The organism is Pseudomonas sp. AKS31 (assembly GCF_023634765.1).
Lineage (GTDB): Bacteria > Pseudomonadota > Gammaproteobacteria > Pseudomonadales > Pseudomonadaceae > Aquipseudomonas.
Genome location: NZ_JAMLFX010000003.1, coordinates 179035 through 202585 on the forward strand (window position 1 = coordinate 179035; position 23551 = coordinate 202585).

Here is a 23551-nt window from a genome sequence, read left to right on the forward strand (position 1 = left end):
CGATATTGATCAAGGAGGTTCGCATGTTGACCCGTAACTGGCCCCGCCATCTGCTCTGCCTGAGCCTCTGCCTGCCGCTGGGTTCGGCGCTGGCCTGCGGACCGGATTTCCCGATGCGCCTGCTCGACAATCGCGGCCAGACCCTGGCGGATCTGCCTGAGGGCAATTTCAGTTTCGAACTCAGTCGCCTCGGCAAAACCATCGCCGGGCTGAAGAACGTCACCGCTGCGACGCACAATCCCAACGATGTGTACGGCGAGGAAAACGCCGCCGCCGAATCTCGGGAAATCGCCGAACAAGCCGGCCTGAGCGCCGAGCAGCAAGGGTTGGTCAAGCAATTGCGCGGCCTGACCGATGCGCGTCAGGTCGAGGCGCAGGGCGCTAGTCTGCCGGCGGAAATCCGCTTGTACGTGGCCGGTGCGGTGGCGTTTGCCACGGGCGATCATCAACTTGCCGTCGAGTATTTCAACAAGCTTCTGGCACTGCCGGCGGACCAGCGTCCGTTGCGCAGCACGTGGGCGGCGTATTCGCTGGGCCGCAGCTGGTTCGCCATGAGCAGCGAAGGCGCGGATGCGGTCGAGGCGCTGGAGCAAGCGCGTGACGCCTTCCGCCAGACCCGGCAGATGAGCATCGACGGTTTCAGCGATCCGCTGGAGCTGGGTGTCGCCAGCCTCGGTGAAGAGGCGCGGGTGCTGCGTTCTGGCGGCGACTGGAGCGGCGCCATCGAGTTGTATGAAGCACAAAACCTTCACGGCTCGGGCGTGGGCTACACCTCGCTCAAGCAATTGATGAATGAACTGGCGGAGTTGCCCGAGGCCGAACTGGCCAGGTTGTTCCAGCATAAAGCCGTACAGCAACTGGTCACGGCATCGTTGGTCAGCCGTCAAGGCTGGTCGTATGGCGATGAACCACCGAACGAGAAAAAGCTCGTCAAGTTGCTGCAAAACAGCACGCGCGGCAGCCTCGAGAACGCCGATCGTCTGGCGGCGATGAGTTATCAACAGGGAGATTACGCTGGCGCCAAGGCCTTCCTTGAAAACGCCGGTGACGGTGGCCTGGCGTGGTGGCTGCGGGCCAAACTCGCGGTACGTGACGGCGATAAAAATGCCGCTGCGGCAGCTTATGCCAAAGCCGCGCAGGCCTTCCCGCAGAACGAGGACTGGGGTTACCGGCGCACGCCGGACTGGGCGTTTGAAAGTGTTCAACCGAAGTGCCGGGTCGAGGGCGAAAGCGCGATTCTCGCGTTGCAGCGTGGCGAATACCTGCAAGCCTTCGTGCAGTTGTATCGCAGCAACAGCACCTATTGGTTCGACGCTGCGACCGTGGCCGAGCGTGTGCTGACGGTTGAGGAATTAAAACGCTACGTCGATGAAAACGTGCCGGCGCCGCCAGCGTTGACCCAGCAGCAGCGCGACAACTACGTGCCGCTGCCGGTCGCCGCCAGCCTGCGCAATCTGCTCGGACGGCGCTTGCTGCGTGAAGGGCATTACGCCGACGCGGTCGCTTATTTCGACAATCCCGATCTGCAAAACAAGGCTCGACTCTACGGCGAACAACGCTTGAAGGCCGATGCCGCGTGGTGGCCGACCAAACGCGCCAGTGCCTTGTACAACGCCGCGTGGACAGCCCGCGAGTGGGGCATGGATATTCTCGGTTACGAGATGGCGCCGGACTTCGCCACGTTCGGTGGCAACTACAGCCTGGAATCCACTGAACTGAAAGTCGGCCCGCTGGTGAGCGAGGCCGAAGTGCAACGTCAGGTCGCCAGTGAAGCGAAACCGGATCAGCGCTATCACTACCGTTTCGTTGCCACCGAGCTGGCCGGGCGTGCCGCCGACAACCTGCCGCACACCAGTCAGGCATTCGCTGCCGTGCTGTGCAACGCGGCCGGCTGGAACAGCAGCCTGGAAGATCAGAGCGCGTTGTATCAGCGTTACGTCAAGGAAGGTCCGTTCGTCCCGTGGGCCGTGGATTTCGGCAATCAGTGCCCGTACCCGGATTTCGAAAACGCCGACAAGCGTTACGTCACCCAAGTCACCGATGCTGTGCGCTCGTCGCTGCGGCCGTACAAGTGGCCGGTGCAGATCGGCGCGCTCGTGTTGGTCGCGGCCGCCGCGTTGCTGTTGATCAGCCGTCGCCAGCGCAAGGTCCGCAAAGGCTAAGCCTGCTGGACGAACGTCAGGCGCACGGCGAAACCGATCAGCAGGCTGCCGAACAGCCATTGTTGTACGCGTTGGGCCGTTGGACTGTGTTGCAGCCAACGACCCAGCGCGGCGCCGGTGAGGGCGTAAGCACTGTCGAACAGCAGGCCGACGCCGACCAGTAGCATGCCGAGCACGGCGAACTGGCTCAGTACCGGCGCGCCGTCATTGACGATGAATTGCGGCAGCAACACCGAGCAGAACAGCAACGCTTTGGGGTTGAGCAGGTTGGTCAGCAAACCGCGTCGGACGGCTTCGCGCCATTGCCCTTGTGCCTCGTTTGCCGCACCCGCATTCAGGTTCGGCAGCAGGGTGCTACGCAGGCATTGAATGCCGATCCACAGCAGATACGCCGCCCCCGCCAATCGCACCACCTCGAATGTCCATGGCGCCGCTTTGAACAGCACCGCCAGCCCCAGCGCCGCGAGGGCCACGTGACAACCACGGGCGATGCCCAGACCGATCGCGGTGGCCAGCGCCGCGCCGCGTCCCTGCCGGGCACCGGTTTGCAGCAGCAGGATCATGTCCGGGCCGGGCAATAGATAGACCACTGCCAATGCCATGAAGAACAGCCAGAGACTCGCCATGTCGCAGTCCTTTCGTTATCGATTCGGTGCGCCAAGTCTAGGGCCGAAAGGCGGGGCAGGTGCTTGCGTAGTCAGCTTCAAAAGCACGCCGGATTGGCATAACCTGCTGGTTTTCATTGCCATGACTATTGGAATCTGCCAACCATGAAACTAGACGCCTTCGACCGCAAGATTCTCGCGGCCCTGCAACGCAACGGACGCCTGAGCAATGTCGAGTTGGCGGATGAAATCGGCTTGTCGGCCTCGCCGTGTCTGCGCCGGGTGCGGATGCTCGAAGAGGCCGGGGTGATTCGCGGTTATCAGGCCAATCTCGATCGCGATGAAGTCGGGCTGGGGCTGACGGTGTTTGTCGGGGTCAAGGTCGAGCGCCACAACGATGAACAGGCCGAGGCGTTTTATGCCGCGGTGACAGCGTTGCCGGAAGTGATTTCGGCGTTTCTGGTGTCGGGGGAATCAGACTTTCTGCTGCAAGTGGTGGTGCCGGATCTGCGTGCGTATGACCGGTTTCTCAGTGGCTGCCTGCTGAAGCTGCCGGGGGTGAGTGACATCCGCAGCAACTTTGCGATTCACACGGTGAAGACGCCGGGGGCGTTGCCGCTGGGGCATCTTCCGCTGTAGACCGAGTCGCACCCTTCGCGAGCAAGCTCGCTCCCACAGTGACCGCGTTCCTCCAGCAGGAGCACGGTCAACTGTGGGAGCTGGCTTGCCAGCGATAGCGGTGTGTCAGCGACCGCAACGGTTACAGGACTGACGCCATCGCTGGCAAGCCAGCTCCCACAGGGTTTGGGTGACCACCTACATCTGCGTCGCCATCCCCTCGACATTCATCGCCGCCTGGCGCAACGCTTCCGATCGCGTTGGATGCGGGTGACAGGTCAACGCAATGTCCTCCGCCGAAGCACTGAACTCCATCGCCACGCAAAACTCGCCGATCATTTCACTCACGCTCGGGCCGACCAGGTGCACGCCGAGGATTTCATCGGTGCGCTCGTCGGCGATGACTTTGGCGAAACCCTCGGTCTCGTGATTGATCTTCGCCCGGCTGTTGGCGGTGAACGGGAATTTGCCGACCTTGTAGGCGCGTCCTTCAGCCTTGAGCTGTTCTTCGGTCTTGCCGACGCTGGCCAGTTCCGGTCTGGTGTAGATCACGTTGGGGATCAGCTCGTAATTGACCTCGCCGGCCTTGCCGTGGATCTGCTCGACGCAGGCCATCGCTTCGTCTTCAGCCTTGTGCGCGAGCATCGGCCCGGAGGTGACGTCACCGATCACCCAGACCCCGGCGGCTTCGGTGCGGTGCTGTTTGTTGGCGAGCATGCCGCGTTTGTCGGTGCTCAGGCCGACGTTCTCCAGACCGAGGCCCTGCGTATAAGGGCGGCGGCCGATGGCTACCAGCACGTAATCGGCTTCCAGCAACTCGGCAGTGCCGCCAGCGGCCGGTTCGACGCTGAGCTGTACTCCTGCGGCTGATGAGGTGGCGCTGGTGACTTTCGAACTCAATTTGAAGGCCATGCCCTGTTTGCTCAGCGAGCGTTGCAGGGCTTTGCCGGCCTCGCCATCGACGCCCGGGCAGATGCGGTCGAGGTATTCGACCACGGTGACCTGCGCACCCAGGCGCCGCCATACCGAGCCCAGTTCCAGGCCGATCACGCCGGCACCGATCACCACCAGATGCTTGGGCACTTCGCTCAGGGAAAGCGCGCCGGTCGAATCAAGGATACGTTTGTTGTCGATCTCGACGCCGGGCAGGGGAGTGGGCTCGGAACCGGTGGCGATGATGATGTCCTTGGCGGCCAGCTCGACTTTGCTGCCCTGAGCGTCGGTCACCGTGACCTTGCCGGGGCCATCGATGTGGCCCCAGCCCTTGATCCAGTCGACCTTGTTCTTGCGAAACAGAAACTCGATGCCTTTGGTCAGGCCGGCGACGCTCTCGTCTTTCTGTTTCATCATTTGCGCGAGGTTGAGTGTCGGTTTGACCTCGATGCCGAGGTTGGCGAATTCCGCACCCATCGCCGCGTCGTAAAGCTCTGATGCATGCAGCAAGGCTTTGGACGGCATGCAACCAACGTTCAGACAGGTGCCGCCGAGGGTTGCCCGGCCTTCGACGCAAGCGGCCTTGAGGCCCAACTGGCCGGCGCGGATCGCCGCGTTATAACCACCGGGGCCGCCGCCCAGAATCACCACGTCATAGTTGCTCATGTGCTTGCTCCTGATGGATGGATGCGGATCGCTAAAAGTAGCTCTGGATAAAAATTACGAACGTAATATGTGCGTTCGCGGACATTTCGGTCAAGGCTTCAGGCAAGCGACAGGTTGGGCATCTTTGAATAAGCGTAATTGTGTACGAATATTTCACGCTTTTCGTTATATCGTAACGATATGCAATGTGGACTAATGAATTTGGGGTGATATGCAAGTCGATCTGGAAGTGGATGGCACGCAAGTGACCGCACTGCCGCGCTTTCAGCAGGCGGCCGAGCAGTGCCGGCGTCTGCGCCGTTGGGCGATCGGCCTCGGCGGATTGGCCGGGGCAGGGTGGGTGCTGGCGTTTTTTGTCGGGCTGTTTGCCCCGCAGTCATTGTGGCTGCCGCTGCTGGTCAATCAGAGCGCCGCGCTGCTGGTGCTGGTTGCCGGGCTGCAATCGGCGTGGTGGGTGACGCGATGGCGTGCGCGGGTGATCAATCCAGTTGTGCTGGCGCCGCTTGCCGTGGAGAAACAACCCGCGCCGCAAGGGTGGTATGAGCGGCTGCTGGATCGCTTGAGTCAGCGCGGTCTGCATCTGCTTGGTCAGATCGGCGCGGCGACGCTGTGGTTGGGTGGCTGGGCGCTGCTGGCGGTGCTGAGTATCGATCAAACGTGGAATCTGACGTTGCCGGCCGCTGCCACGGGTTTATCGGCAACGGTAGGCGCCGCGTTGGCGTTGTTGCTGGGGTTCGGTTTGTTGGTGCTGGAGCGGCAACTGGCTCAGGAAAACCCGGCGCAATGGCCCGAAGCGGGTTCACTGGCGCAACTGACGCGTGTGGCGATCATCAGTCTGGTGCTTGGCGCGCTGTGTTTGTTGTTCGCTGGCGAGAACGCGGTGTGGCCAGTTCGCGTTGCTGTGTTGAGCGGTATCTTGCCGGGATTGGTCGCGATCGAGTTGTTATTGCGTGCCGTTTTTTCAGTTTTCAGTCCTCGTCGCGAGCAGCTTGAGCCGACCCTGCTGGCGCGCAGTTTTGTCGCTGATATGTTGCGCTGGCCGCCACAACCGTTGCTCGCTTTGCAGCATGAATTGCACAACCGGTTTGGTATCGATCTGCGTCAGATCTGGGCGTTTAGTTACATGCGTCGCGCCTTTTTACCCGTGCTGGCGCTGGTGGCGACAGTGGGTTGGTTGCTTACCGGCATCCACGAAATTCCGCTACAGGGACGCGGTATTTATGAGCGCTTCGGTAAACCGGTGCAGGTGTTTGGTCCCGGTTTGCACAGCGGTTTACCTTGGCCGCTGGGACGGGTGTTGATCGTCGAAAATGGCGTGGTGCATGAACTGGCGACCAGCGTCGGCGACAAGCCGGTCCCGCTGCAAGCCGACCCCGCGGAAGGCCCGGCCCCGATGACCGCCAACCGTTTATGGGACGCCAGCCACGTCAACGACAAATCGCAAGTCATCGCCAGCAGCCGTGGCGAGCAGCAGAGCTTTCAGATCGTCAACATGGACGTGCGCTTCGTCTATCGCATCGGCCTCAGCGATCAGGCCGCACTGGCGGCGACGTACAACAGCGCGGATGTGCCAACGCTGATCCGCAGCACCGCCAGCCGGATTCTGGTGCACGACTTTGCCTCGCGCACGCTGGACGGTTTACTCGGCCAGGACCGGGTGGGGCTGGGCGAGGAGATCGGTCGCGCGGTGCAGCGTGATCTGCAATCACTCAACAGTGGCGTGGAGATTCTCGCCACGGTCGTCGAAGCCATTCACCCGCCGGCCGGTGCCGCCAATGCCTATCACAGCGTGCAAGCCGCGCAGATCGGCGCGCAGGCATTGATCTCCCGCGAGCGTGGCGCGGCTGCTGAAGCGAGCAATCAGGCGCAGTTGCAGGCCAGCCTGGCTCGCGATCAGGCCAGCGCCAATGCGCGGGAAACCCGTGCCACGGCGCAGGCGGCGGATCTGCGCTTCAGCGCCGAGCAAAAGGCCTACGCCAGTGCCGGCCAGGCCTTTGTGCTGGAGCAATACCTCGGCCAGCTCGGCCAAGGCCTGAGTAAAGCGAGATTGCTGATACTCGACCACCGTCTGGGCGGCAGCAGCAATGCGCCGACCATCGACTTGCGTACGTTCACGCTGCCGGCTGACCCGACGCCCGCGCGCACCACCGCTCAACCAGGAGTCGCCCATTGAGCCAGTCGCATACACACGATCATCATGACCACAGTGGCCACGATCACGGTCACGGCGGGCATCACCATCATCACGGACACCATCACGGTGCGCCGGAGGAGGCGGGGCCTTTTCCTTGGCGGCGGATGGGCTGGGCAGTCTTGTTGGTAGCGTTTGCCATTGCGGCGGCGAGCCTGGTGCAGGTGCGCTCCGGTGAGGCCACGGTGATTACTCGCTTTGGCAATCCATCGCGGGTGCTGCTTGATCCGGGTTTGAGCTGGCGTTGGCCCGCGCCGTTCGAGGCGGCGATTCCGGTCGACCTGCGTTTGCGCACGACGTCCAGCGGCTTGCAGGATGTCGGCACTCGTGACGGTTTGCGCATCATCGTGCAGGCCTACGTGGCGTGGCAGGTGCAGGGCGATGCGGACAACGTGCAGCGATTCATGCGTGCGGTGCAGAATCAGCCGGACGAAGCCGCGCGGCAGATTCGTACCTTTGTCGGCTCGGCGCTGGAAACCACCGCGAGCAGTTTTGATCTGGCGAATCTGGTGAACACCGATGCCAGTCAGGTGCGTATCGCCGATTTTGAAGCGCAGTTGCGCCAACAGATTGATCAGCAATTACTCGCGACGTATGGCGTGCGGGTTGTGCAAGTCGGCATCGAGCGTTTGACCTTGCCGTCGGTGACGCTCACCGCCACGGTTGATCGCATGCGCGCCGAGCGAGAAACAATCGCCACTGAGCGCACAGCCATCGGTAAACGTGAAGCCGCGCAAATCCGTTCCGCAGCCGAGCGCGATGCGCGAATGGTGCAGGCTGACGCGACAGTAAAAGCGGCGGAAATCGAAGCGCAGTCTCGTGTCGAAGCGGCGCAGATTTATGGCCGTGCGTACGCCAGTTCACCGCAGCTCTACAATTTGCTGCGCTCACTGGACACCCTCGGCACCATCGTCACGCCAGACACCAAACTGATTCTGCGCACCGACGCTGCGCCATTCCGTGTACTGGTTGACGGCCCGCCGACACTCGACAGCAAATCCGGATCGCAGCCATGAATGAAGAAGTTCCACGTGGAACACATGCGCTGAACAGTCCATGGATTCAGGCCGGGCGTTTGGCATTTTTTGCCTTGTACGCGGTAACGATCCTGGCGGCATTGGCCTGGGTGTTTTCCAACGTGCGGCAGATTGATCCGCAGAATCGCGCAGTGGTGTTGCATTTCGGCGCGCTGGATCGCACCCAGAATGCCGGTCTGCTATTGGCCTGGCCGCAGCCATTCGAACAAGTGATTTTGCTGCCGGCAGCCGATCGGGTAATCGAGCGTCGCGTCGAGAATCTGTTGCGCAGTGATGAGGCGCTGAAGGCCGATCGGGTCGCTTCCTTTGCCACCCCCCTGAGCGATGCGCTGGCGGGATCTGGTTATTTATTGACCGGTGACGCCGGTGTGGTGCAGCTGGATGTGCGGGTGTTTTACAAAGTCACCGACCCTTACGAATTCGTGTTGCAGGGCGAGCATGTTTTGCCTGCGCTGGATCGCTTGGTGACACGCAGCGCGGTGGCGCTGACGGCCGCACGCGATCTGGACACCATTCTGGTCGCTCGCCCGGAATTGATCGGTGCTGACAATCAAGCCGCCGAACGTCGGGAAAAACTGCGTGGTGATCTGGTGCAAGGCATCAACAAACGCTTGGCCGAGTTGAAGGCAAGCGGGCAGGGCATCGGCATCGAAGTGGCGCGCGTCGACGTGCAATCGAGTCTGCCCGACCCCGCGGTCAGTGCTTTCAACGCGGTGCTGACCGCCAGTCAACAGGCCGACAAAGCTGTGGCCAATGCACGCACTGATGCCGAGAAACTCACCCAGACTGCCAACGAACAAGCCGACCGCACGCTGCAGGTGGCTCACGCGCAGGCTGGCGAGCGCTTGGCCAAAGCCTCTGCAGACACGGCCACGGTGTCGAGTCTGGCCAAAACTACCGACCGGCAAATGCTCCTGCGTCTTTACCGCGAGCGTATGCCGAAGATTCTCGGCCAGGCCGGATCGGTGACCACGGTTGACCCGAAAGACGATTCCCGCCTGATCATTCAGGGAGCCAGTAAATGACTGCGACAACCGCCGCACCGAGCCTGTTGTCTTCGGCCGAACAACGCCGCGCTGCACGGCAACTGACCTTGGCCATGCTTGCACTGGGCCTGCTTGGTCTGGGTTTGATCTGGCGCTGGCAGATGCCCGAGCAAACCGGTGTCAGTCAGTTGCTGCTTGGGTTTGCATCGTTATTGGTGGGCGTGCCGGTGATGCGTTCGGCGTGGTACAGCCTGCGCTATCCGAGCCTGCACGGCATCACCGATCAACTGATCGCCCTGGCGATGCTCGGCGCCTGGGCGACCGGTGATCTGCTGACGGCGGCATTGCTGCCGATCATCATGATCTTCGGCCATGTGCTGGAGGAGCGCAGCGTCATCGGCTCGCAGGAGGCGATCCATGCCCTTGGCCAATTGACGCGCAGTCATGCGCGCAAGGTTCAGGCTGACGGCTCGATCATCGAAGTGGACAACGGCACGTTGAAAGCCGGCGACACCGTTGAAGTCCGCGCCGGTGATCGGATTCCCGCCGATGGTCGAGTCTTGTCCGGTCAGGCCAGTCTCGACACCGCGTCGATTACCGGTGAATCGGTGCCGGTCGAGGCGGGCGTCGGCCTGTCGGTGTTTGGCGGTGCGATCAACCTCGACGGCTTGCTGCGTATCGAAGTGACGCGCACCGGTGGCGAGTCAACGCTGGGCAAGGTCATTGCGTTGATGCAGAACGCCGAACGCTCGAAACCGCCCATCACCCGCTTGCTCGAACGTTACGCCGGCAGTTACATGGTGCTGGTCTTGCTGCTGGCGGCAGTGACCTGGTTTATCACTCACGATGCGCAAGCAATGCTCGCGGTACTGGTCGCCGCCTGTCCGTGTGCGCTGGTGTTGTCGGCCCCGGCCACGGCGATTGCCGGTGTGGCGGTGGCCGCACGTCACGGCATTCTGATCCGCAGTTCGGCGTTCCTCGAGGAACTGGCCGATCTGACCTCGCTGGTGGTCGACAAGACCGGCACCCTGACTTACGGCACTCTGCGCCTGCAGTCGATCAACAACCCGCGCGCAGAGTCATCCGTGATCATCGCGCTCGCCGCCAGCCTCGGCGCGGCGAGCAGCCACCCGGTCAGTCGTGCGCTGGCAGGGTTGGTCAGCCAGGAAGAGTGTTTACCCCTGACTGATATTCACGAGCGCCAAGGCCTCGGCGTGGTGGCCATGACCGCGCAGGGTGAAGCCGCGCTGGGCCGCCCGGAGTTGTTCACGCAACTGGGCATCGCCACGACAATGGTTCCCGATCACGACGGACCCATCGCCGGTTTGGCATTGAACGGTGAATTCCTCGCCTGGCTGTTGCTCGCCGACACGGTTAAACCGGAAGCCCGTTTCGCCCTCGACGAATTGCGCGAGTTGGGTCTCGGCCGGCAATTGTTGCTGACCGGTGATCGCCAAAGCGTGGCGCAATCGCTGGCCAGAGACGTCGGCTTGCATGAAGTCGAAGCCCAAGCCTTGCCCGAGGACAAACTCAATCGCGTACTCAAGGAAATCGACAATGGCTTCCGGCCGATGGTGGTCGGTGACGGCATCAATGATTCCCTCGCGCTCAAGGCGGGCGTGGTCGGCGTGGCCATGGGCGCGGGCGGAGCGGACATCGCACTGGCCTCGGCCGATATCGTCTTGATCGGCAGTGACCTGCGCCGTCTCGGTACGTGTGTACGGCTCAGTCGCCAGTGTCGCAGAACGTTGCAGGTCAACGTGATCATCGGCCTGGGCTGGACGCTGGCCATCGTCGTGTTCGCTGCATTCGGTTGGCTGGGTGCTGCCGGGGCGATGATCGCTGCGCTGTTGCACAACCTCAGCACATTGCTGGTCCTCGGTAACGCCGGGCGCCTGCTGCGCTTTCAGGAACCGCTGCTCAAACTCGAAAAAGACCTTTGAAATTATTTTTCGATCCTCTGTAACGCCGTTGGGGCCGCTCTCTCTAGTGCTATGTCGGGACTGAACAACCTTCCAGCCGACACCCCTGACGATTACCGAGGATAAGAAAAATGACCATCAAGACCACTGCTGCTGGTGCCGCTCTCGCTTTGGCCGCCGCCACAATGTTTGCCGGTGTTGCTACTAATGCGATGGCTACCGATGCCCAGGTTCATTGCTACGGCGTGACCGCTTGCAAAGGCCAGAACGACTGCAAAACCAAAGACCACGCCTGCAAAGGCATGGGCGCCTGCAAAGGCCAGGGCTTCAAGGCGATGACTCAGGCGGCGTGCGAAAAAGCCGGTGGCAAGGTCGGCGAATAACTGACCGGCAAGTGTTGCCGCAGTGGCTTGCGCCACTGCGGCCACTTTTTATCAGGAGTCCGCACATGTCTGTTTCTCTTCCTTTTCTGGGTTATGGCCTCGGTTTACGCAGCGCTTACTACCAGCAGATCCTTGAGCAGTCGCCGGATGTCGACTGGTTCGAGGTGGTTTCGGAAAACTTCATGGTGCAGGGCGGCAAGGCTCTGTATTACCTCGATGCCTTCGCCGAGCGCTATCCGTTGGTGATGCATGGCGTATCGTTGTCCATCGGCGGGCCGCATGCCCTCGATCCGGATTATCTGCAACAACTCAAGCAATTGGCCGAACGGGTCCGACCGGCATGGATCTCTGATCACCTGTGCTGGAGCCGCGGCAATGCCCATCAGTTACACGACCTGCTGCCGTTGCCCTACACCGAAGAAAGCCTGGTTTATATCGCTGCCCGTGTGATGCAGGTTCAGGACATTCTGCAGCGCCCGTTGGTGCTGGAGAACGTCTCCAGTTACGTGCGCGGTGCCTCGGACGAATTCACCGAGTGGGACTTTCTCGCAGCGCTGAGCCGCGTGAGTGGCTGCGAATTGTTGCTGGACGTGAACAATGTCTACGTCAGTTCACGTAATCATGGCTTCGATCCATGGGCCTTCATCAGCAGCCTGCCCGTTGATAAAGTCCGCCAACTGCATCTGGCGGGGCACAGCGATTACGGCGATTACGTGATCGACACCCACGACCATCCAGTGAGCGATCCGGTCTGGGCACTCTATCAACGCACACTCGAACATTTCGGCCCGGTGGCCACGTTGCTGGAACGCGACGATCATTTTCCGCCCTTCGAAACGCTGCTTGATGAACTGCAAAAAGCCCGTCAGCTCGGCAACAAGGTTCTGGCGGGGAGACAGCCATGCTCCTGAAAGAGTGGCAACTGGCGTTTGAAGCGTTTCTGCTCGAAGAAGACCCCAACACGAATCCGACGTTGAGCGAGAGCCTGATCGGTGGCCCGACACTGGATGTCGGCACGGGGCTGGCGATCTATCACAACGCTTACAAAGCGCGTTTGCTGGACGTGTTGCGCAATGACTTTCCAACGATCCTGCATTGGATGGGCGATGAGGAGTTCGACGGCCTCGCGACTGCGTACATCCGCCAGTCTCCGTCAGCGCATTTCAGCCTGCGCTGGTTGGGCAAAGGCTTCGAAGGCTTTGTCCGCGAGCATCTGGTGCCGAAACAGAGCGCACCGCTGGCCGAACTGATTGCGCTCGAATGGGCCTTCACACTGGCTTTCGATGCGCCGGCCGCCGAGCCGCTGACAATTGAGACCATGGCGGCCCTGGCCCCGGAGGAATGGCCGGAATTGCGCGTCAGAGCGGTGCCGTCGATGCAGTGGCTGAAGTGCCGCTTCAACAGCCTTTCTCTATGGCGCTCGGTAAAGGAAGAAACAGCGTTTCCTGACAGCGTGCCCCTTGAAATCCCGCAGATCTGTCTGATCTGGCGCAATGGGTTGATCTGCAATTACCGCAGTCTCGACCCGGCCCAAGCCTCAGCTCTCGATGGCGTGCTCAACGGTGGCTGGAGTTTCTCCGAACTGTGCGCCGAGTTAGCAGTCACTTATGGTAAGGGCGCATCACTTCAAGCTGTGACCTGGTTGAAACAATGGATACAGGACGGTTTGCTGGAGCGTCTGCAACGATAGACAAGGTTAATCAAATCGATAGCCTGCTATTTTTCTGTGATGGTCTACCCTCAGATCAGACGTCTGAAACAAGGGGGATTTTTCATGCTCGCGCAACTTCCACCGGCCTTACAGAATCTGCAGCTTCCGCTTCGCCTGCGACTCTGGGATGGCCATGAGTTCAATCTGGGGCCGGCGCCCAGCGTCACCATTGTGGTCAAGGACCCACAAATGGTCACCCAGTTCAGCCATCCAAGTCTTGATGCGCTCGGAGCGGCATTCGTTGAAGGCAAGCTGGAACTGGAGGGCTCGATCAGCGAAGTGATCCGCGTCTGCGACGAATTGAGCAGTGCCTTGCTTGATGAAGAAGACGGCAGTCAGCCGGTGCGTACCTTGCACGACAAGGAAACAGACGCCAAAGCCATTTCCTATCATTACGACCTGTCCAATGCGTTCTACCAGCTCTGGCTGGACAGCGACATGGCCTATTCCTGCGCGTATTTCGAAACCGGTAGCGAATCCCTCGAGCAGGCACAACAAGCCAAATTCCGCCACCTGTGCCGCAAACTGCGCTTGCAGCCGGGGGAGTATCTGCTGGATGTCGGCTGTGGCTGGGGTGGGCTAGCCAGGTATGCCGCGCGGGAGTTCGGCGCGAAGGTCTTCGGCATCACCCTGAGCAAGGAGCAACTGGAACTGGCCCGCGAGCGGGTCAAAGCCGAAGGCCTGGAAGACCTGGTCGAACTGCAATTGCTCGACTATCGCGATTTGCCTCAGGACGGGCGTTTCGACAAGGTGGTCAGCGTCGGCATGTTCGAACACGTTGGCCATGCCAATCTGGCCGAATACTGCAAAACCCTGTTTGGCGCGGTGAAGGAGGGCGGTCTGGTGATGAACCACGGCATCACCGCCAGACACACCGATGGCCGTCCGGTGGGACGCGGTGCCGGGGAATTCATCGAGAAATACGTATTCCCCAACGGTGAGTTGCCGCACCTGGCAATGATCTCGGCCGAGATCAGCGAAGCCGGTCTGGAAATTGTCGACGTCGAAAGCCTGCGCCTGCACTACGCACGCACGCTGGATCACTGGAGCGAGCGGCTGGAGGACAACCTCGAAGCGGCTGGCAAGCTGGTGCCTGACCAAGCGCTGCGCATCTGGCGCCTGTACCTGGCCGGCTGCGCCTATGCGTTTGCGCGCGGCTGGATCAACCTGCACCAGATCCTCGCGGTGAAGGCACATGCAGATGGCAGCCATGAACTGCCGTGGACTCGCGACGACATCTATAACCCTTGATCCTTGTTGAGTCCTCTCCCGGTGAGAGGACTCTCAAAGAATCGGTGAAATCAGCCGGGCGATCCGCATGCCGATCTGTTGAAGGCGGTGGATCTCCCGGCTTTCTTCTTTGGCGACTTCGTAGGCTTGCGCGAAATCGGCGACGAGCATGTTTTCCACGCTGGCGGCGAAGTCAGTGTCGACGGTCAGCAGCATCACTTCGAAATTCAGCCGGAACGAACGGTTGTCCAGATTGGCGCTGCCGATTGCGCTGATCTCGCTGTCGATCAATACCACTTTCTGATGCAGGAAACCGGGTTCGTAGCGGAATACCCGCACGCCGGCGCGTACGGCTTCAAAGGCGTAGAGGCTGGACGCGGCGTAAACGATGCGGTGATCGGGACGCGACGGCAGCAGCAATCGCACGTCGACGCCTCGCAACACGGCCAATCTCAGGGCGGCGAATACGGCTTCATCCGGGATGAAATACGGACTGGTGATCCACACCCGTTCGGTCGCCGCGTGAATCGCCTCGACAAAGAACAGCGAGCAGGTTTCGTAGGCATCCGCCGGGCCGCTGGCGAGCAATTGGCAGAGCACGCCATCATCCGGATACTCGTCGGGCAGGATCAGCGGCGGCAGGGCGCGCGCGGCCCAGAACCAGTCTTCGGCGAAGGATTCCTGCATGCACGCGACCACGGGGCCGCGCACCTTCACATGCGTATCGCGCCAAGGCGCCAGTGGTGGTTTTTCACCCATGTATTCATCGCCAACGTTATGTCCGCCGACAAAACCGACGACGCCGTCGACCACGACAATCTTGCGGTGGTTACGAAAGTTGACCTGAAAGCGATTGAGCCAGCCGCTGCGTGTGGCGAAGGCTTTGACCTCGACGCCGCCATCACGCAGCGTCTGCACATAGCCGTGGGGCAGGGCGTGACTGCCGATGCGGTCGTAAAGCAGATGAATTGATACGCCTTCAGCAGCCTTGCGCAGTAGCAGATCACGTAAGCGTCGACCGAGCCGATCATTGTGGATGATGAAGAACTGGATCAGCACGGCTTCTTTCGCTTGGTTGATGGCGTGGAAAATCGCCTCGAAGGTGGCCGCACCGTTGATCAGCAATTGCACTTCGTTGTTCGCCAGACACGGCATGCGCCCGAGTTTGGGCATTGCGCGCAGCGAGGCGTAGGCATTCGAGGCGCGCGCGGTCAACGCCTCTTCCACCCACGGGCGCCAGTTCAACTCGGAGATGGCCTGACGCATCTGTTCGTTGGCCTGGCGCCGTGCCTTGATGTAACCATCAAAAGTGCTGCGCCCGAACACCAGATACGGAATTAGCGTGAGATAGGGAATGAAGATCAGCGACAATGCCCAGGCGATCGAACCTTGGGCCGTGCGCACGGTGAGCACCGCATGCACGGCGGCGATCAGACCGAGGGTGTGTATCAGGGCGATCAGATAACCGAAAATGTGCGGTCCAAAATAATCCATGGGGCAGCCTTGCTCCGCAAGATTCTAATGCCTTAACAGACCATGTTCTGTCGCGAATGTCGCTATTTAATTGGGGCATGAACCGAAGCAATCGGCCGACGTCTAACGGCCACTACTGATCAGGAGTTTTTCGATGAACGTTCGTCTGCTGGGTTTGGCGCTGGGCCTGGGTTTGGCATTGCCGGTGGTTGCGCAGGCGCAGATGCTGCAGCCGGGACTGTGGGAAATGACATCGAGCAACGTCAAGGTCGATGACCAGCCAATGGATGTGCAATCGATCCTCGGCCAGTTGCAGGGCCAGATGACTCCGCAACAGCGCGCGGCGCTTGAGAAAAACGGGATCAATATCGGCGGCAAGGGCATTCGTGCCTGCCTGACGCCGCAGCAGGTGGCAACCAACGATATTCCATTGGCCGACCCGCAATCGGGCTGCAAACAGCAGATCACTGATCGCACCGGTAATCAGTGGAAATTCCGTTTCAGTTGCCCGAAAGCGCAGGGCACCGGGGTGGCGACATTCCTCAGTGATCGTGAATTCACCACCGTGGCCAACGGCACGTTCAACGCGATCGGGATCAACCAGAAGGGCAGTCTGGAAACCCGAGCAGTCTGGCTGGGTCAGGACTGCGGCGCCGTTAAACCCCGCGCATAAAAAGGTCGCCTGCAGGCTGGCTCCCACAGGGAAATGCATTCCACATGTGGGGCGAGCCTGCTCGCGAAAGCGTCCTCGAAATCAGCGCATGAACCTCAGCGCCAACCCCCGACACCCGTCATTCACCTGACCTTCCCGCCAGGCAATTTGCCCTGAGACAATCGTCGTACTCACCTGATGGCGAAAGCTGCGTCCGGCAAACGGTGTCCATCCGCACTGCGACAGGATGGGTTGCCGATTCACCTCCAGGGCTCGCGGCTCGACCAATACCAGATCTGCCCAGTACCCCTCACGTAGATACCCACGATCGGGAATCGCAAACAGATCCGCGACTCTGTGACTGGTCTTTGCCACCAGCGTGGTGATTGGCAGCATATCGTCCGCGACCAACTCCATCAGTGCCGGCAACGCGTGCTGCACCAATGGCAAACCCGCAGGTGCCTGGGCATAAGGTCGCTGCTTTTCATCCCAGGTATGCGGTGCGTGGTCACTGCCGATCACGTCCAGCCGATTGCTGTTCAGCGCCGTGCGCAACGCATCGCGATCGGCCAGGGTCTTGATCGCTGGATTGCATTTGATCAAGTTGCCGAGGTGGGGATAGTCGCGATCATCAAACAGCAAATGGTGCAGGCAGACTTCAGCCGTGATGCGTTTTTGCGCCAACGGTCTGTCCTCGAACAACGCCAGTTCACGCGCCGTGGTCAGGTGTAAAACGTGCAGACGCGTGCCGTGACGTTTCGCCAGATCAACCGCCAGTGAAGAAGAGCGATAACAGGCCTCGGCATTACGGATCAACGCATGCGCCGCGGGCGGCAAGCGATCGCCGAACAACTCATGCAAGTTGGTTGCATTGGCATCGATGCTGGGCGTGTGTTCGCAGTGAGCCAAGAGGATCGTCGGCACCTCGGCGAACAGCCGCTCAAGAGTCTGCGGATCATCCACCAACATGTTGCCGGTCGAGGCGCCCATGAACACTTTCACGCCTGCCACTTCGCAAGGATTGAGCGCCGCCACCGTGTCGAGGTTGTCCTGACTCACGCCAAAGTGAAAGCCGTAATTGGCTACCGAGCTGATCGCTGCCCGGCGCTTTTTATCCGCCAGTGCGTCGAGGGTAAGAGTGGCCGGCTGGGTGTTGGGCATGTCCATGAAACTGGTGATGCCTCCGGCGACCGCCGCACGGGATTCGCTATGAATGCTGCCCTTGGCTGGAGCACCGGGTTCACGAAAATGCACCTGGTCATCGATCATCCCCGGCAGCAGCCATTGGCCCTTCGCATCGATTTCCACCTTGGCATTTTCGCCTTCGATGCTGCGGGCAATCTTGACGATACGCCCGTTGCTGACCAACAGATCGCCGTCGAGCTCGCGTCCTTCGTTGACCATCCTTGCGTTGCGAATCAGCACGCTGCCCATGGTTCAGAACTCGTTCTGCAAGGCTTTGTAGCCACGTACCAGATCGACGTTGGTGCGCGCCACGTCTTCGGAAAACTCCGAGGCGCTGATGCTCACCGGTGGAAATTGCGAGAGATCGGTGTTCGGGCCGATGCGAGTCGTGGAGGGCACATAGAAGGCATCCGGCAAATCCCGACCGTCGACCACCGAGTTGTGCCGCACCACGCAACCGTTGCCGACGACGCAATTGAACAGCACGCTGTTGAAACCGATGAACACGCGATCGCCGACGACGCAGGGGCCGTGCACGATCGAGCGGTGGGCGATTGAACTGTACTCACCGATGGTCACTGCCGCGCCGGATTTGGAATGGATGACCACGCCGTCCTGGATGTTCGAGTTGGCGCCGATGATGATCGGCTCCATCTCGCCCGAGGCGTCCACTTCGTCGGCGCGGATGACCGCGTAGGGACCGACGAAAACGTTCTCGCCGATCACCACCTTGCCGCAGATGATCGCGGTTTTATCGACGTAGGCCGACTCGGCAATGTGCGGTAGATCACCTGAAGGATTCTTACGGATCATGGCTGGCTCAGTGCGTTGTAAAGGGTGTTGAGGTTGTATTCGAACAGACCGGTAAAGGTGCTGGCCGGGCCGGTGGCCGCGAGGGCATCGGAGTAAAGCGTGCCGCCAATGTGCGCGTCGCTTTCGTCGGCGATCTGTTTGAGCAGACGTGCGTCCTTGATGTTTTCCATGAACACCGCTTTGACGTGAGCCTGGCGAATCTGAGTGATCAATGCAGCGACGTCAGCAGCGGAGGGTTCGCGTTCGGTGGACAGGCCTTGCGGTGCCATGAAGTCGATGCCGTACGCCTGACCGAGATAACCGAAAGCATCATGGCTGGTAACGATCTTGCGGTTGCCCGGTGGCAGCGCACCGAGTTTGGCTTTGGCCTCAGCGAGCAGGGCATAGATCTGCTTCAGGTAGGTTTGGCTGTTGCGTTCGTAGTCGGTTTTATTCGCCGGGTCGGCAGCAATCAGGGCCTTGGTGATATTGGCGACATACAACTCGGCGTTCGCCAGATTGTGCCAGGCATGCGGGTCGGGAACGGTCTCGCCGTCTTCATCCAGCGAGCGTGGAATCACGCCGTGGCTGGCACTGACGATCGTGGCTTTGGTCTCGGTGCTGGTGACCAGACGATCCAGCCATGGCTCGAAACCCAAGCCATTTTTTATGATCAGTTTGGCTTTTAGCAGGGCTTTGGCATCGTCTGGCGTTGGTTCGTAAGTGTGTGCGTCGGCGTCCGGGCCGACCATGTTGGTGATCTGGACATGCTCGCCGCCGACCTGATGGACCATGTCGGCGAGGATGCTGAAGCTGGTGACCACGGGCAGTTTTTCCGCGGCCGACAAGGACATCGACAGCATCAGGCTGAACAGCACGAGTAGAGCGCGCATCGGGAAACACCTCATTGGGATGTGAGCAAAGGCGGGCGGCGCAACAGACCGTGCACCGGTCCGAACACCACGGACAACAGATAGCCGAGGCCGGCGACCAGGACGATGGCCGGGCCGCTCGGCTGCGAGTAGTAGAACGACAGCAGCAAGCCGAAACATACCGAGAGACAACCAATGACCGCTGCGATGGCAATCAGGATCGGCAAACGGCGGCTCCAGAATCGCGAAGCCGCGGCGGGAAGCATCATCAGCCCGACCACCATCAGCGCGCCGATCGCCTGAAAACCGATCACCAGATTGAGTACGACCAGCGTCAGGAAGACACCATGGGCGAGTGGGCCGAGGCGGCTGACGGTTCTCAAAAACAACGGGTCGAGAGTGTCGAGCAACAGCGGCTTGTAGATCAGGGCCATGGCGATCAGGCTGAATCCCGACACCCACAACATGCCGGTGAGGGTCGGTCCGTCGACGGCCAGTGCTGAGCCGAACAGCAGGTGCAACAGATCGAGGCGTTTGCCGGCGATGCCGAGGATCAGCACGCCACTGGCCAGCGAAATCGGATAGATCGCAGCGAGGCTGGCGTCTTCGCGCAGACCGGTGCGGCGGGTAATCCAGGCGGCGAGACCGGCCATGCTCAGCCCTGCGCCCAAGCCTCCCAGCGTCAGTGCGGGCAAGCTCAGTCCGGCAAACCAGAAACCCAAGGCCGCGCCGGGAAGGATGCCGTGGGCCACGGCGTCACCGATCAGGCTCATCCTTCGCAGGATCAAGAACACGCCGAGTGGCGCGGTGCTGCACGCCAATACGAGGCCGCCGAGCAGGGCGCGGCGCATGAACACGAACTCATTGAACGGTTGCCAGAGGTGGGCGACGGTGAGCATCAGGCCACCTGTGTGTGAGGTGTTTGCTGAATGAGTTCTGCGCTCGCGCCAAACACGCAGTCGCGGTTTTTGATCAGCAACGTTTCGGGAATGTGTCGGCGCACGGCGGCAAGGTCGTGGCACACCACGACCAGTGTTCGACCTTCGCCATGCCAGGCGTGGATGTGCTGCCAGAGCAACTGCTGACCGAGTTCATCGAGTGCGGCGTGGGGTTCGTCGAGCAACAGCACGGGCGCATCGGTCAGGCTCAGTCGAGCGAGCAGGGCGCGTTGCAGTTCGCCACCGGACAGGGCCATGAGGGGACGGTGCTCGAGTCCGCTCAGGTGCCAGTTCGCCAGTGCGTCTTTCAGGCGCTGGCTTCGTAGTTGAGTCGATAGCCTGCGTCCCCAGAATCCGGCGGCGACCAGTTCTTCGAGACTGATGGGGAATTGGCGATCCAGATGCTGTTGCTGGGGCAGAAAGGATAATCCGCTTTGACGTGGGACACTCAGGGCGACTGTGCCAGCCAGAGGCTTCTGCAATCCGGCGATCACTTTCAGCAGGCTGCTTTTGCCACAGCCGTTGGCGCCGACGATCGCCGTCAGGCTGCCGCTGTCGAGCTCAAGGTTCAGGGGCGCGGTCAGTGCTTGGCCGGGTGCGCCCCAACTCAGGGATTGGCAGCGGATCATGCTTGCTCACGCTGCCAGTGGCTTTCAGCGACGGCGTCGTGGGCGTGCAGACTTTCGGCGTGGATCACTCGCAGGTGAAAAGCGCTGACCCCCGGAGTACGACGCAACGCCAGATTCAGTCGACGTGCCGCGTCTTCGCAGAACATCAGGTTCTGCCCGTTGGCGAGGGCGAAGGCTTGTTCGTCGGCGCGCTTCACGGCGGTTTGTACGGCGGTGCCGAGGGCAGCTTCAGCGTCATTGATGATCACGCTCATAGGTAACTCATCAATGAATTCGTCGAGATGAAGGTGCAGTTGTGCAGTGCTGCGTTGACTATGTGGCGTGGCAATGATGCCTTGGGTCGAGCCCAGCCAAGCCAAAACGTCTGCGTGCTGAAGGGCTTTGTTGGCGAAGTCGTCGATGAATTGTTGCTGGATCAGTTGTCGCGCCAAGGCCGCAGAGCAAGGACAAGTTGAGGAGTAGGGCACTTCGATTTTGAGTTCCACGTGGAACACTTCATTTATCAGACTGGCGAAGATGCTCGCGGGATAAGACTTCCAGCCGGCCAATGGACTGATAAGCGCCGGCCGCTTTAGCAGTAAATCGGTATGGATATTCAGGTAGGCGCGGGTGGATAAACCCTCGTGGCTTTGCAGGAAACGCTTGAGCACCTGATGCAGTAGCGTGGGGGACAGGTTCTTCTGTTCGAGTGTTTCCAGGGCTAAATACAATCGCGACATATGAATACCGCGTGCCTCGCCATCATCAAGACTGACGCCCGCATCAGCCTTCGCGCTCACGCGCTCACCCTCTAACAAAACAGGTAACGCGATGCCCCGCATGCCCACCCATTCAAGTGGCAAAGCCTGGCGTGCGACCTGCGCGGCGATATCCGGAAGTGTCATCGAATTCATGTTCGGGACCATCGTGTTGATTGAATTGAATGTTACATTATAACAATTCAAATCACGATGCCTTTTTCATGAACAGGTTTTCATATGCACAGACGCCATCTGCTTAATCTGATCCTGGCCAGCGCGGCCTTCGCCCTCCCTTTCAGTGCTTCTGCCGCGCAGATTCGCAATGCCCGGCTGTGGCGGTCGGATGAAAAGCTGCGATTGGTGTTCGATCTAAGCGGCTCGGTACGCTACAAAACCTTCACCCTTACGGCCCCGGAGCGGCTGATTATTGATGTGTCTGGTGCGAGCGTTGGCGCAGATTTCAGCCAGCTGGCGCTGAACGGCACGGTCATTCGTTCGATTCGCTCCGGGGTTTTTGGCCACGGTGATACGCGGATTGTTCTGGATTTAAGCAGTCCGGTTCTGCTGAACAGCTTTCTTTTGGCGCCACAGGATGGCCAAGGGTATCGCCTGGTTTTGGATTTGGTCAGCGAAAAATCCGAGCTCAATGTCCCAATGGTTCCACGTGAAACACCTCCAATGAAGGCACATCCCCGGCGAGACATCATGGTTGTCGTCGATCCAGGGCATGGTGGAAAGGATCCGGGCGCAGTTGGCGCCAAGGGCGAAAGGGAAAAGGATGTGGTGCTTTCCATCGCGCAACTGCTTGCCAAACGCCTGAAAAAAGAGAAAGGCTTCGATGTGAAACTGGTGCGCAACGACGACTTTTTCGTGCCGTTGCGCAAACGTGTGGAGATAGCCCGTCAGCACAAGGCTGACATGTTTATTTCAGTGCATGCCGATGCAGCGCCGCGTCTGACCGCTTCCGGCGCGTCGGTGTATTGCTTGTCTGAGGGCGGTGCGACATCGGCGACGGCGCGTTTCATGGCGCAGCGGGAGAACGGTGCGGATCTGCTCGGCGCTACCAGTCTGCTCAATCTGAAAGATAAAGATCCGATGCTGGCGGGGGTGATTCTCGACATGTCGATGAACGCTACGATCGCCGCCAGTCTGCAATTGGGCAGCACGGTACTTGGTAGTTTGGCTGGCATCACCACACTGCATCAGAAACGTGTGGAGCAGGCAGGATTCGCGGTTCTGAAATCGCCAGATGTACCTTCGATTCTGGTGGAGACCGGCTTCATTTCCAACGCGCGCGACAGTCAACGGCTGGTCACGGCGCGACATCAGCAGGCCGTGGCCAACGGATTGTTTGAAGGGCTGCAGCGTTACTTTGCAAAGAACCCGCCCATCGACAGCTACCTTGCCTGGCAGCAAGCGCAGCAAAGCACGCCGGTTTAGCAGCCGGTAATACGGCTGCAGGTGAATTTCGCACTGCTGCCGCCCGAGCTGGAGAAGCGATTGATGGTCGTCCAGCCGACACGTCGGGTGTAGCCAACCCAGGCTTCGCCATCAGAGGCGATCCCGGTAAAGAAGGTCAATTGGCCGAAACGGCTGTTGGTCTGCGCCCAATAACGTTGGCCATTCTTCTCAAAACCGCGCAGATACAGCGTGTTGCCGGCTGTGGTGACGCTATAAGCGTTGCCGTCGGCGTCCACGCACGCCAGCAGATTAGCGCTGCGCGTGCAGCTGGCGAGAGCGGGTAATTGAGCGCAGGCGTTGCCGGTCAGTAATAACCCAAGGCTCAACATTGAGCATTTCAGCGCATTTTTCATGGTGATTTCCGG

General features: G+C 60.4%; 22 protein-coding genes. 12 read left to right on the top strand and 10 right to left on the bottom strand.

The window, feature by feature from the left end; all coding sequences use genetic code 11:
- Window positions 1-23: 23 nt before the first annotated feature.
- Window positions 24-2162: a hypothetical protein gene (locus tag M9827_RS11820; RefSeq protein WP_250605588.1), complete on the top strand. Its 2139-nt coding sequence runs from the start codon at window positions 24-26 to the stop codon at window positions 2160-2162.
- Here the strand turns inward: M9827_RS11820 and M9827_RS11825 are convergent.
- A complete protein-coding gene (locus M9827_RS11825; protein ID WP_250605589.1) occupies window positions 2159-2788 on the bottom strand; it encodes a LysE family translocator in 630 nt (209 codons plus the stop codon). The genes M9827_RS11820 and M9827_RS11825 overlap by 4 nt on opposite strands.
- Window positions 2789-2932: 144 nt before the next feature.
- On the opposite strand from M9827_RS11825, the gene M9827_RS11830 reads away from it, so the two are divergent.
- The gene (locus M9827_RS11830; protein WP_007960832.1) at window positions 2933-3406 is read left to right on the top strand and encodes an Lrp/AsnC family transcriptional regulator; all 474 of its coding nucleotides are present in this window, start codon (window positions 2933-2935) and stop codon (window positions 3404-3406) included.
- A 177-nt stretch (window positions 3407-3583) separates the two neighbouring features.
- Here M9827_RS11830 and lpdA read toward each other — a convergent pair whose 3' ends face one another.
- Window positions 3584-4984, bottom strand: coding sequence for a dihydrolipoyl dehydrogenase (gene lpdA, locus M9827_RS11835; protein WP_250605590.1), 1401 nt, complete (start codon window positions 4982-4984; stop codon window positions 3584-3586).
- 211 nt (window positions 4985-5195) lie between these two features.
- On the opposite strand from lpdA, the gene hflK (M9827_RS11840) reads away from it, so the two are divergent.
- The 8 genes from hflK (M9827_RS11840) (at window position 5196) to cfaB (ending at window position 14465) form a co-directional block, all read left to right on the top strand.
- Window positions 5196-7157 (top strand): protease modulator HflK, encoded by a 1962-nt coding sequence (hflK, locus tag M9827_RS11840; protein ID WP_250605591.1) that lies wholly within the window; start codon window positions 5196-5198, stop codon window positions 7155-7157.
- A complete protein-coding gene (gene hflC / locus M9827_RS11845) occupies window positions 7154-8191 on the top strand; it encodes a protease modulator HflC (protein ID WP_250605592.1) in 1038 nt (345 codons plus the stop codon). Before hflK (M9827_RS11840) ends, hflC begins: the two co-directional genes overlap by 4 nt.
- On the top strand, window positions 8188-9237 hold the full coding sequence (gene hflK, locus M9827_RS11850; RefSeq protein ID WP_250605593.1) for a protease modulator HflK: 1050 nt from the start codon (window positions 8188-8190) through the stop codon (window positions 9235-9237). Before hflC ends, hflK (M9827_RS11850) begins: the two co-directional genes overlap by 4 nt.
- Window positions 9234-11141, top strand: a complete 1908-nt coding sequence (locus M9827_RS11855; protein ID WP_250605594.1) for a heavy metal translocating P-type ATPase — start codon at window positions 9234-9236, stop codon at window positions 11139-11141. Before hflK (M9827_RS11850) ends, M9827_RS11855 begins: the two co-directional genes overlap by 4 nt.
- Window positions 11142-11251: 110 nt before the next feature.
- Complete coding sequence (bufA2, locus tag M9827_RS11860; protein WP_250605595.1) at window positions 11252-11503, top strand: BufA2 family periplasmic bufferin-type metallophore; 252 nt, start codon at window positions 11252-11254, stop codon at window positions 11501-11503.
- A gap of 65 nt (window positions 11504-11568) precedes the next feature.
- Complete coding sequence (gene bufB / locus M9827_RS11865; RefSeq protein ID WP_250605596.1) at window positions 11569-12414, top strand: MNIO family bufferin maturase; 846 nt, start codon at window positions 11569-11571, stop codon at window positions 12412-12414.
- Window positions 12405-13193: an HvfC/BufC N-terminal domain-containing protein gene (locus tag M9827_RS11870; RefSeq protein WP_250605597.1), complete on the top strand. Its 789-nt coding sequence runs from the start codon at window positions 12405-12407 to the stop codon at window positions 13191-13193. The genes bufB and M9827_RS11870 overlap by 10 nt, the downstream gene beginning before the upstream one ends.
- 84 nt (window positions 13194-13277) lie before the next feature.
- Window positions 13278-14465 carry a C17 cyclopropane fatty acid synthase CfaB gene (gene cfaB, locus M9827_RS11875; protein WP_250605598.1) on the top strand — a complete coding sequence of 396 codons (1188 nt, stop codon included), beginning with the start codon at window positions 13278-13280 and terminating at the stop codon, window positions 14463-14465.
- A gap of 33 nt (window positions 14466-14498) precedes the next feature.
- On the opposite strand, the gene cls is transcribed toward cfaB, so the two are convergent.
- The gene (gene cls, locus M9827_RS11880; RefSeq protein ID WP_250605599.1) at window positions 14499-15938 is read right to left on the bottom strand and encodes a cardiolipin synthase; all 1440 of its coding nucleotides are present in this window, start codon (window positions 15936-15938) and stop codon (window positions 14499-14501) included.
- A gap of 133 nt (window positions 15939-16071) precedes the next feature.
- Here cls and M9827_RS11885 point away from each other — a divergent pair, with 133 nt between their 5' ends.
- Complete coding sequence (locus tag M9827_RS11885; protein WP_038359480.1) at window positions 16072-16590, top strand: DUF3617 domain-containing protein; 519 nt, start codon at window positions 16072-16074, stop codon at window positions 16588-16590.
- Window positions 16591-16671: 81 nt separating this feature from the next.
- On the opposite strand, the gene M9827_RS11890 is transcribed toward M9827_RS11885, so the two are convergent.
- From M9827_RS11890 to folE2, 6 genes are read right to left on the bottom strand one after another with little or no spacing between them, the layout of a single operon-like run.
- Window positions 16672-18003, bottom strand: a complete 1332-nt coding sequence (locus tag M9827_RS11890) for a dihydroorotase (protein WP_250605600.1) — start codon at window positions 18001-18003, stop codon at window positions 16672-16674.
- Between the two features lie 3 nt (window positions 18004-18006).
- Entirely contained in the window at window positions 18007-18567 is a 561-nt protein-coding gene (locus M9827_RS11895; RefSeq protein ID WP_250605601.1) for a gamma carbonic anhydrase family protein, read from the bottom strand.
- On the bottom strand, window positions 18564-19439 hold the full coding sequence (locus M9827_RS11900; protein WP_250605602.1) for a metal ABC transporter substrate-binding protein: 876 nt from the start codon (window positions 19437-19439) through the stop codon (window positions 18564-18566). Before M9827_RS11900 ends, M9827_RS11895 begins: the two co-directional genes overlap by 4 nt.
- Window positions 19440-19450: 11 nt before the next feature.
- The gene (locus M9827_RS11905; RefSeq protein WP_250605603.1) at window positions 19451-20317 is read right to left on the bottom strand and encodes a metal ABC transporter permease; all 867 of its coding nucleotides are present in this window, start codon (window positions 20315-20317) and stop codon (window positions 19451-19453) included.
- Window positions 20317-20985: a metal ABC transporter ATP-binding protein gene (locus M9827_RS11910; RefSeq protein ID WP_250605604.1), complete on the bottom strand. Its 669-nt coding sequence runs from the start codon at window positions 20983-20985 to the stop codon at window positions 20317-20319. Before M9827_RS11910 ends, M9827_RS11905 begins: the two co-directional genes overlap by 1 nt.
- Window positions 20982-21878 carry a GTP cyclohydrolase FolE2 gene (folE2, locus tag M9827_RS11915; RefSeq protein ID WP_250605605.1) on the bottom strand — a complete coding sequence of 299 codons (897 nt, stop codon included), beginning with the start codon at window positions 21876-21878 and terminating at the stop codon, window positions 20982-20984. The genes M9827_RS11910 and folE2 overlap by 4 nt, the downstream gene beginning before the upstream one ends.
- A gap of 84 nt (window positions 21879-21962) precedes the next feature.
- On the opposite strand from folE2, the gene M9827_RS11920 reads away from it, so the two are divergent.
- Window positions 21963-23165 carry an N-acetylmuramoyl-L-alanine amidase gene (locus tag M9827_RS11920; protein ID WP_250605606.1) on the top strand — a complete coding sequence of 401 codons (1203 nt, stop codon included), beginning with the start codon at window positions 21963-21965 and terminating at the stop codon, window positions 23163-23165.
- Here the strand turns inward: M9827_RS11920 and M9827_RS11925 are convergent.
- Entirely contained in the window at window positions 23162-23539 is a 378-nt protein-coding gene (locus M9827_RS11925; RefSeq protein WP_250605607.1) for a glutamine synthetase, read from the bottom strand. The two genes, M9827_RS11920 and M9827_RS11925, sit on opposite strands and share 4 nt — an antisense overlap.
- Window positions 23540-23551: the final 12 nt, after the last annotated feature.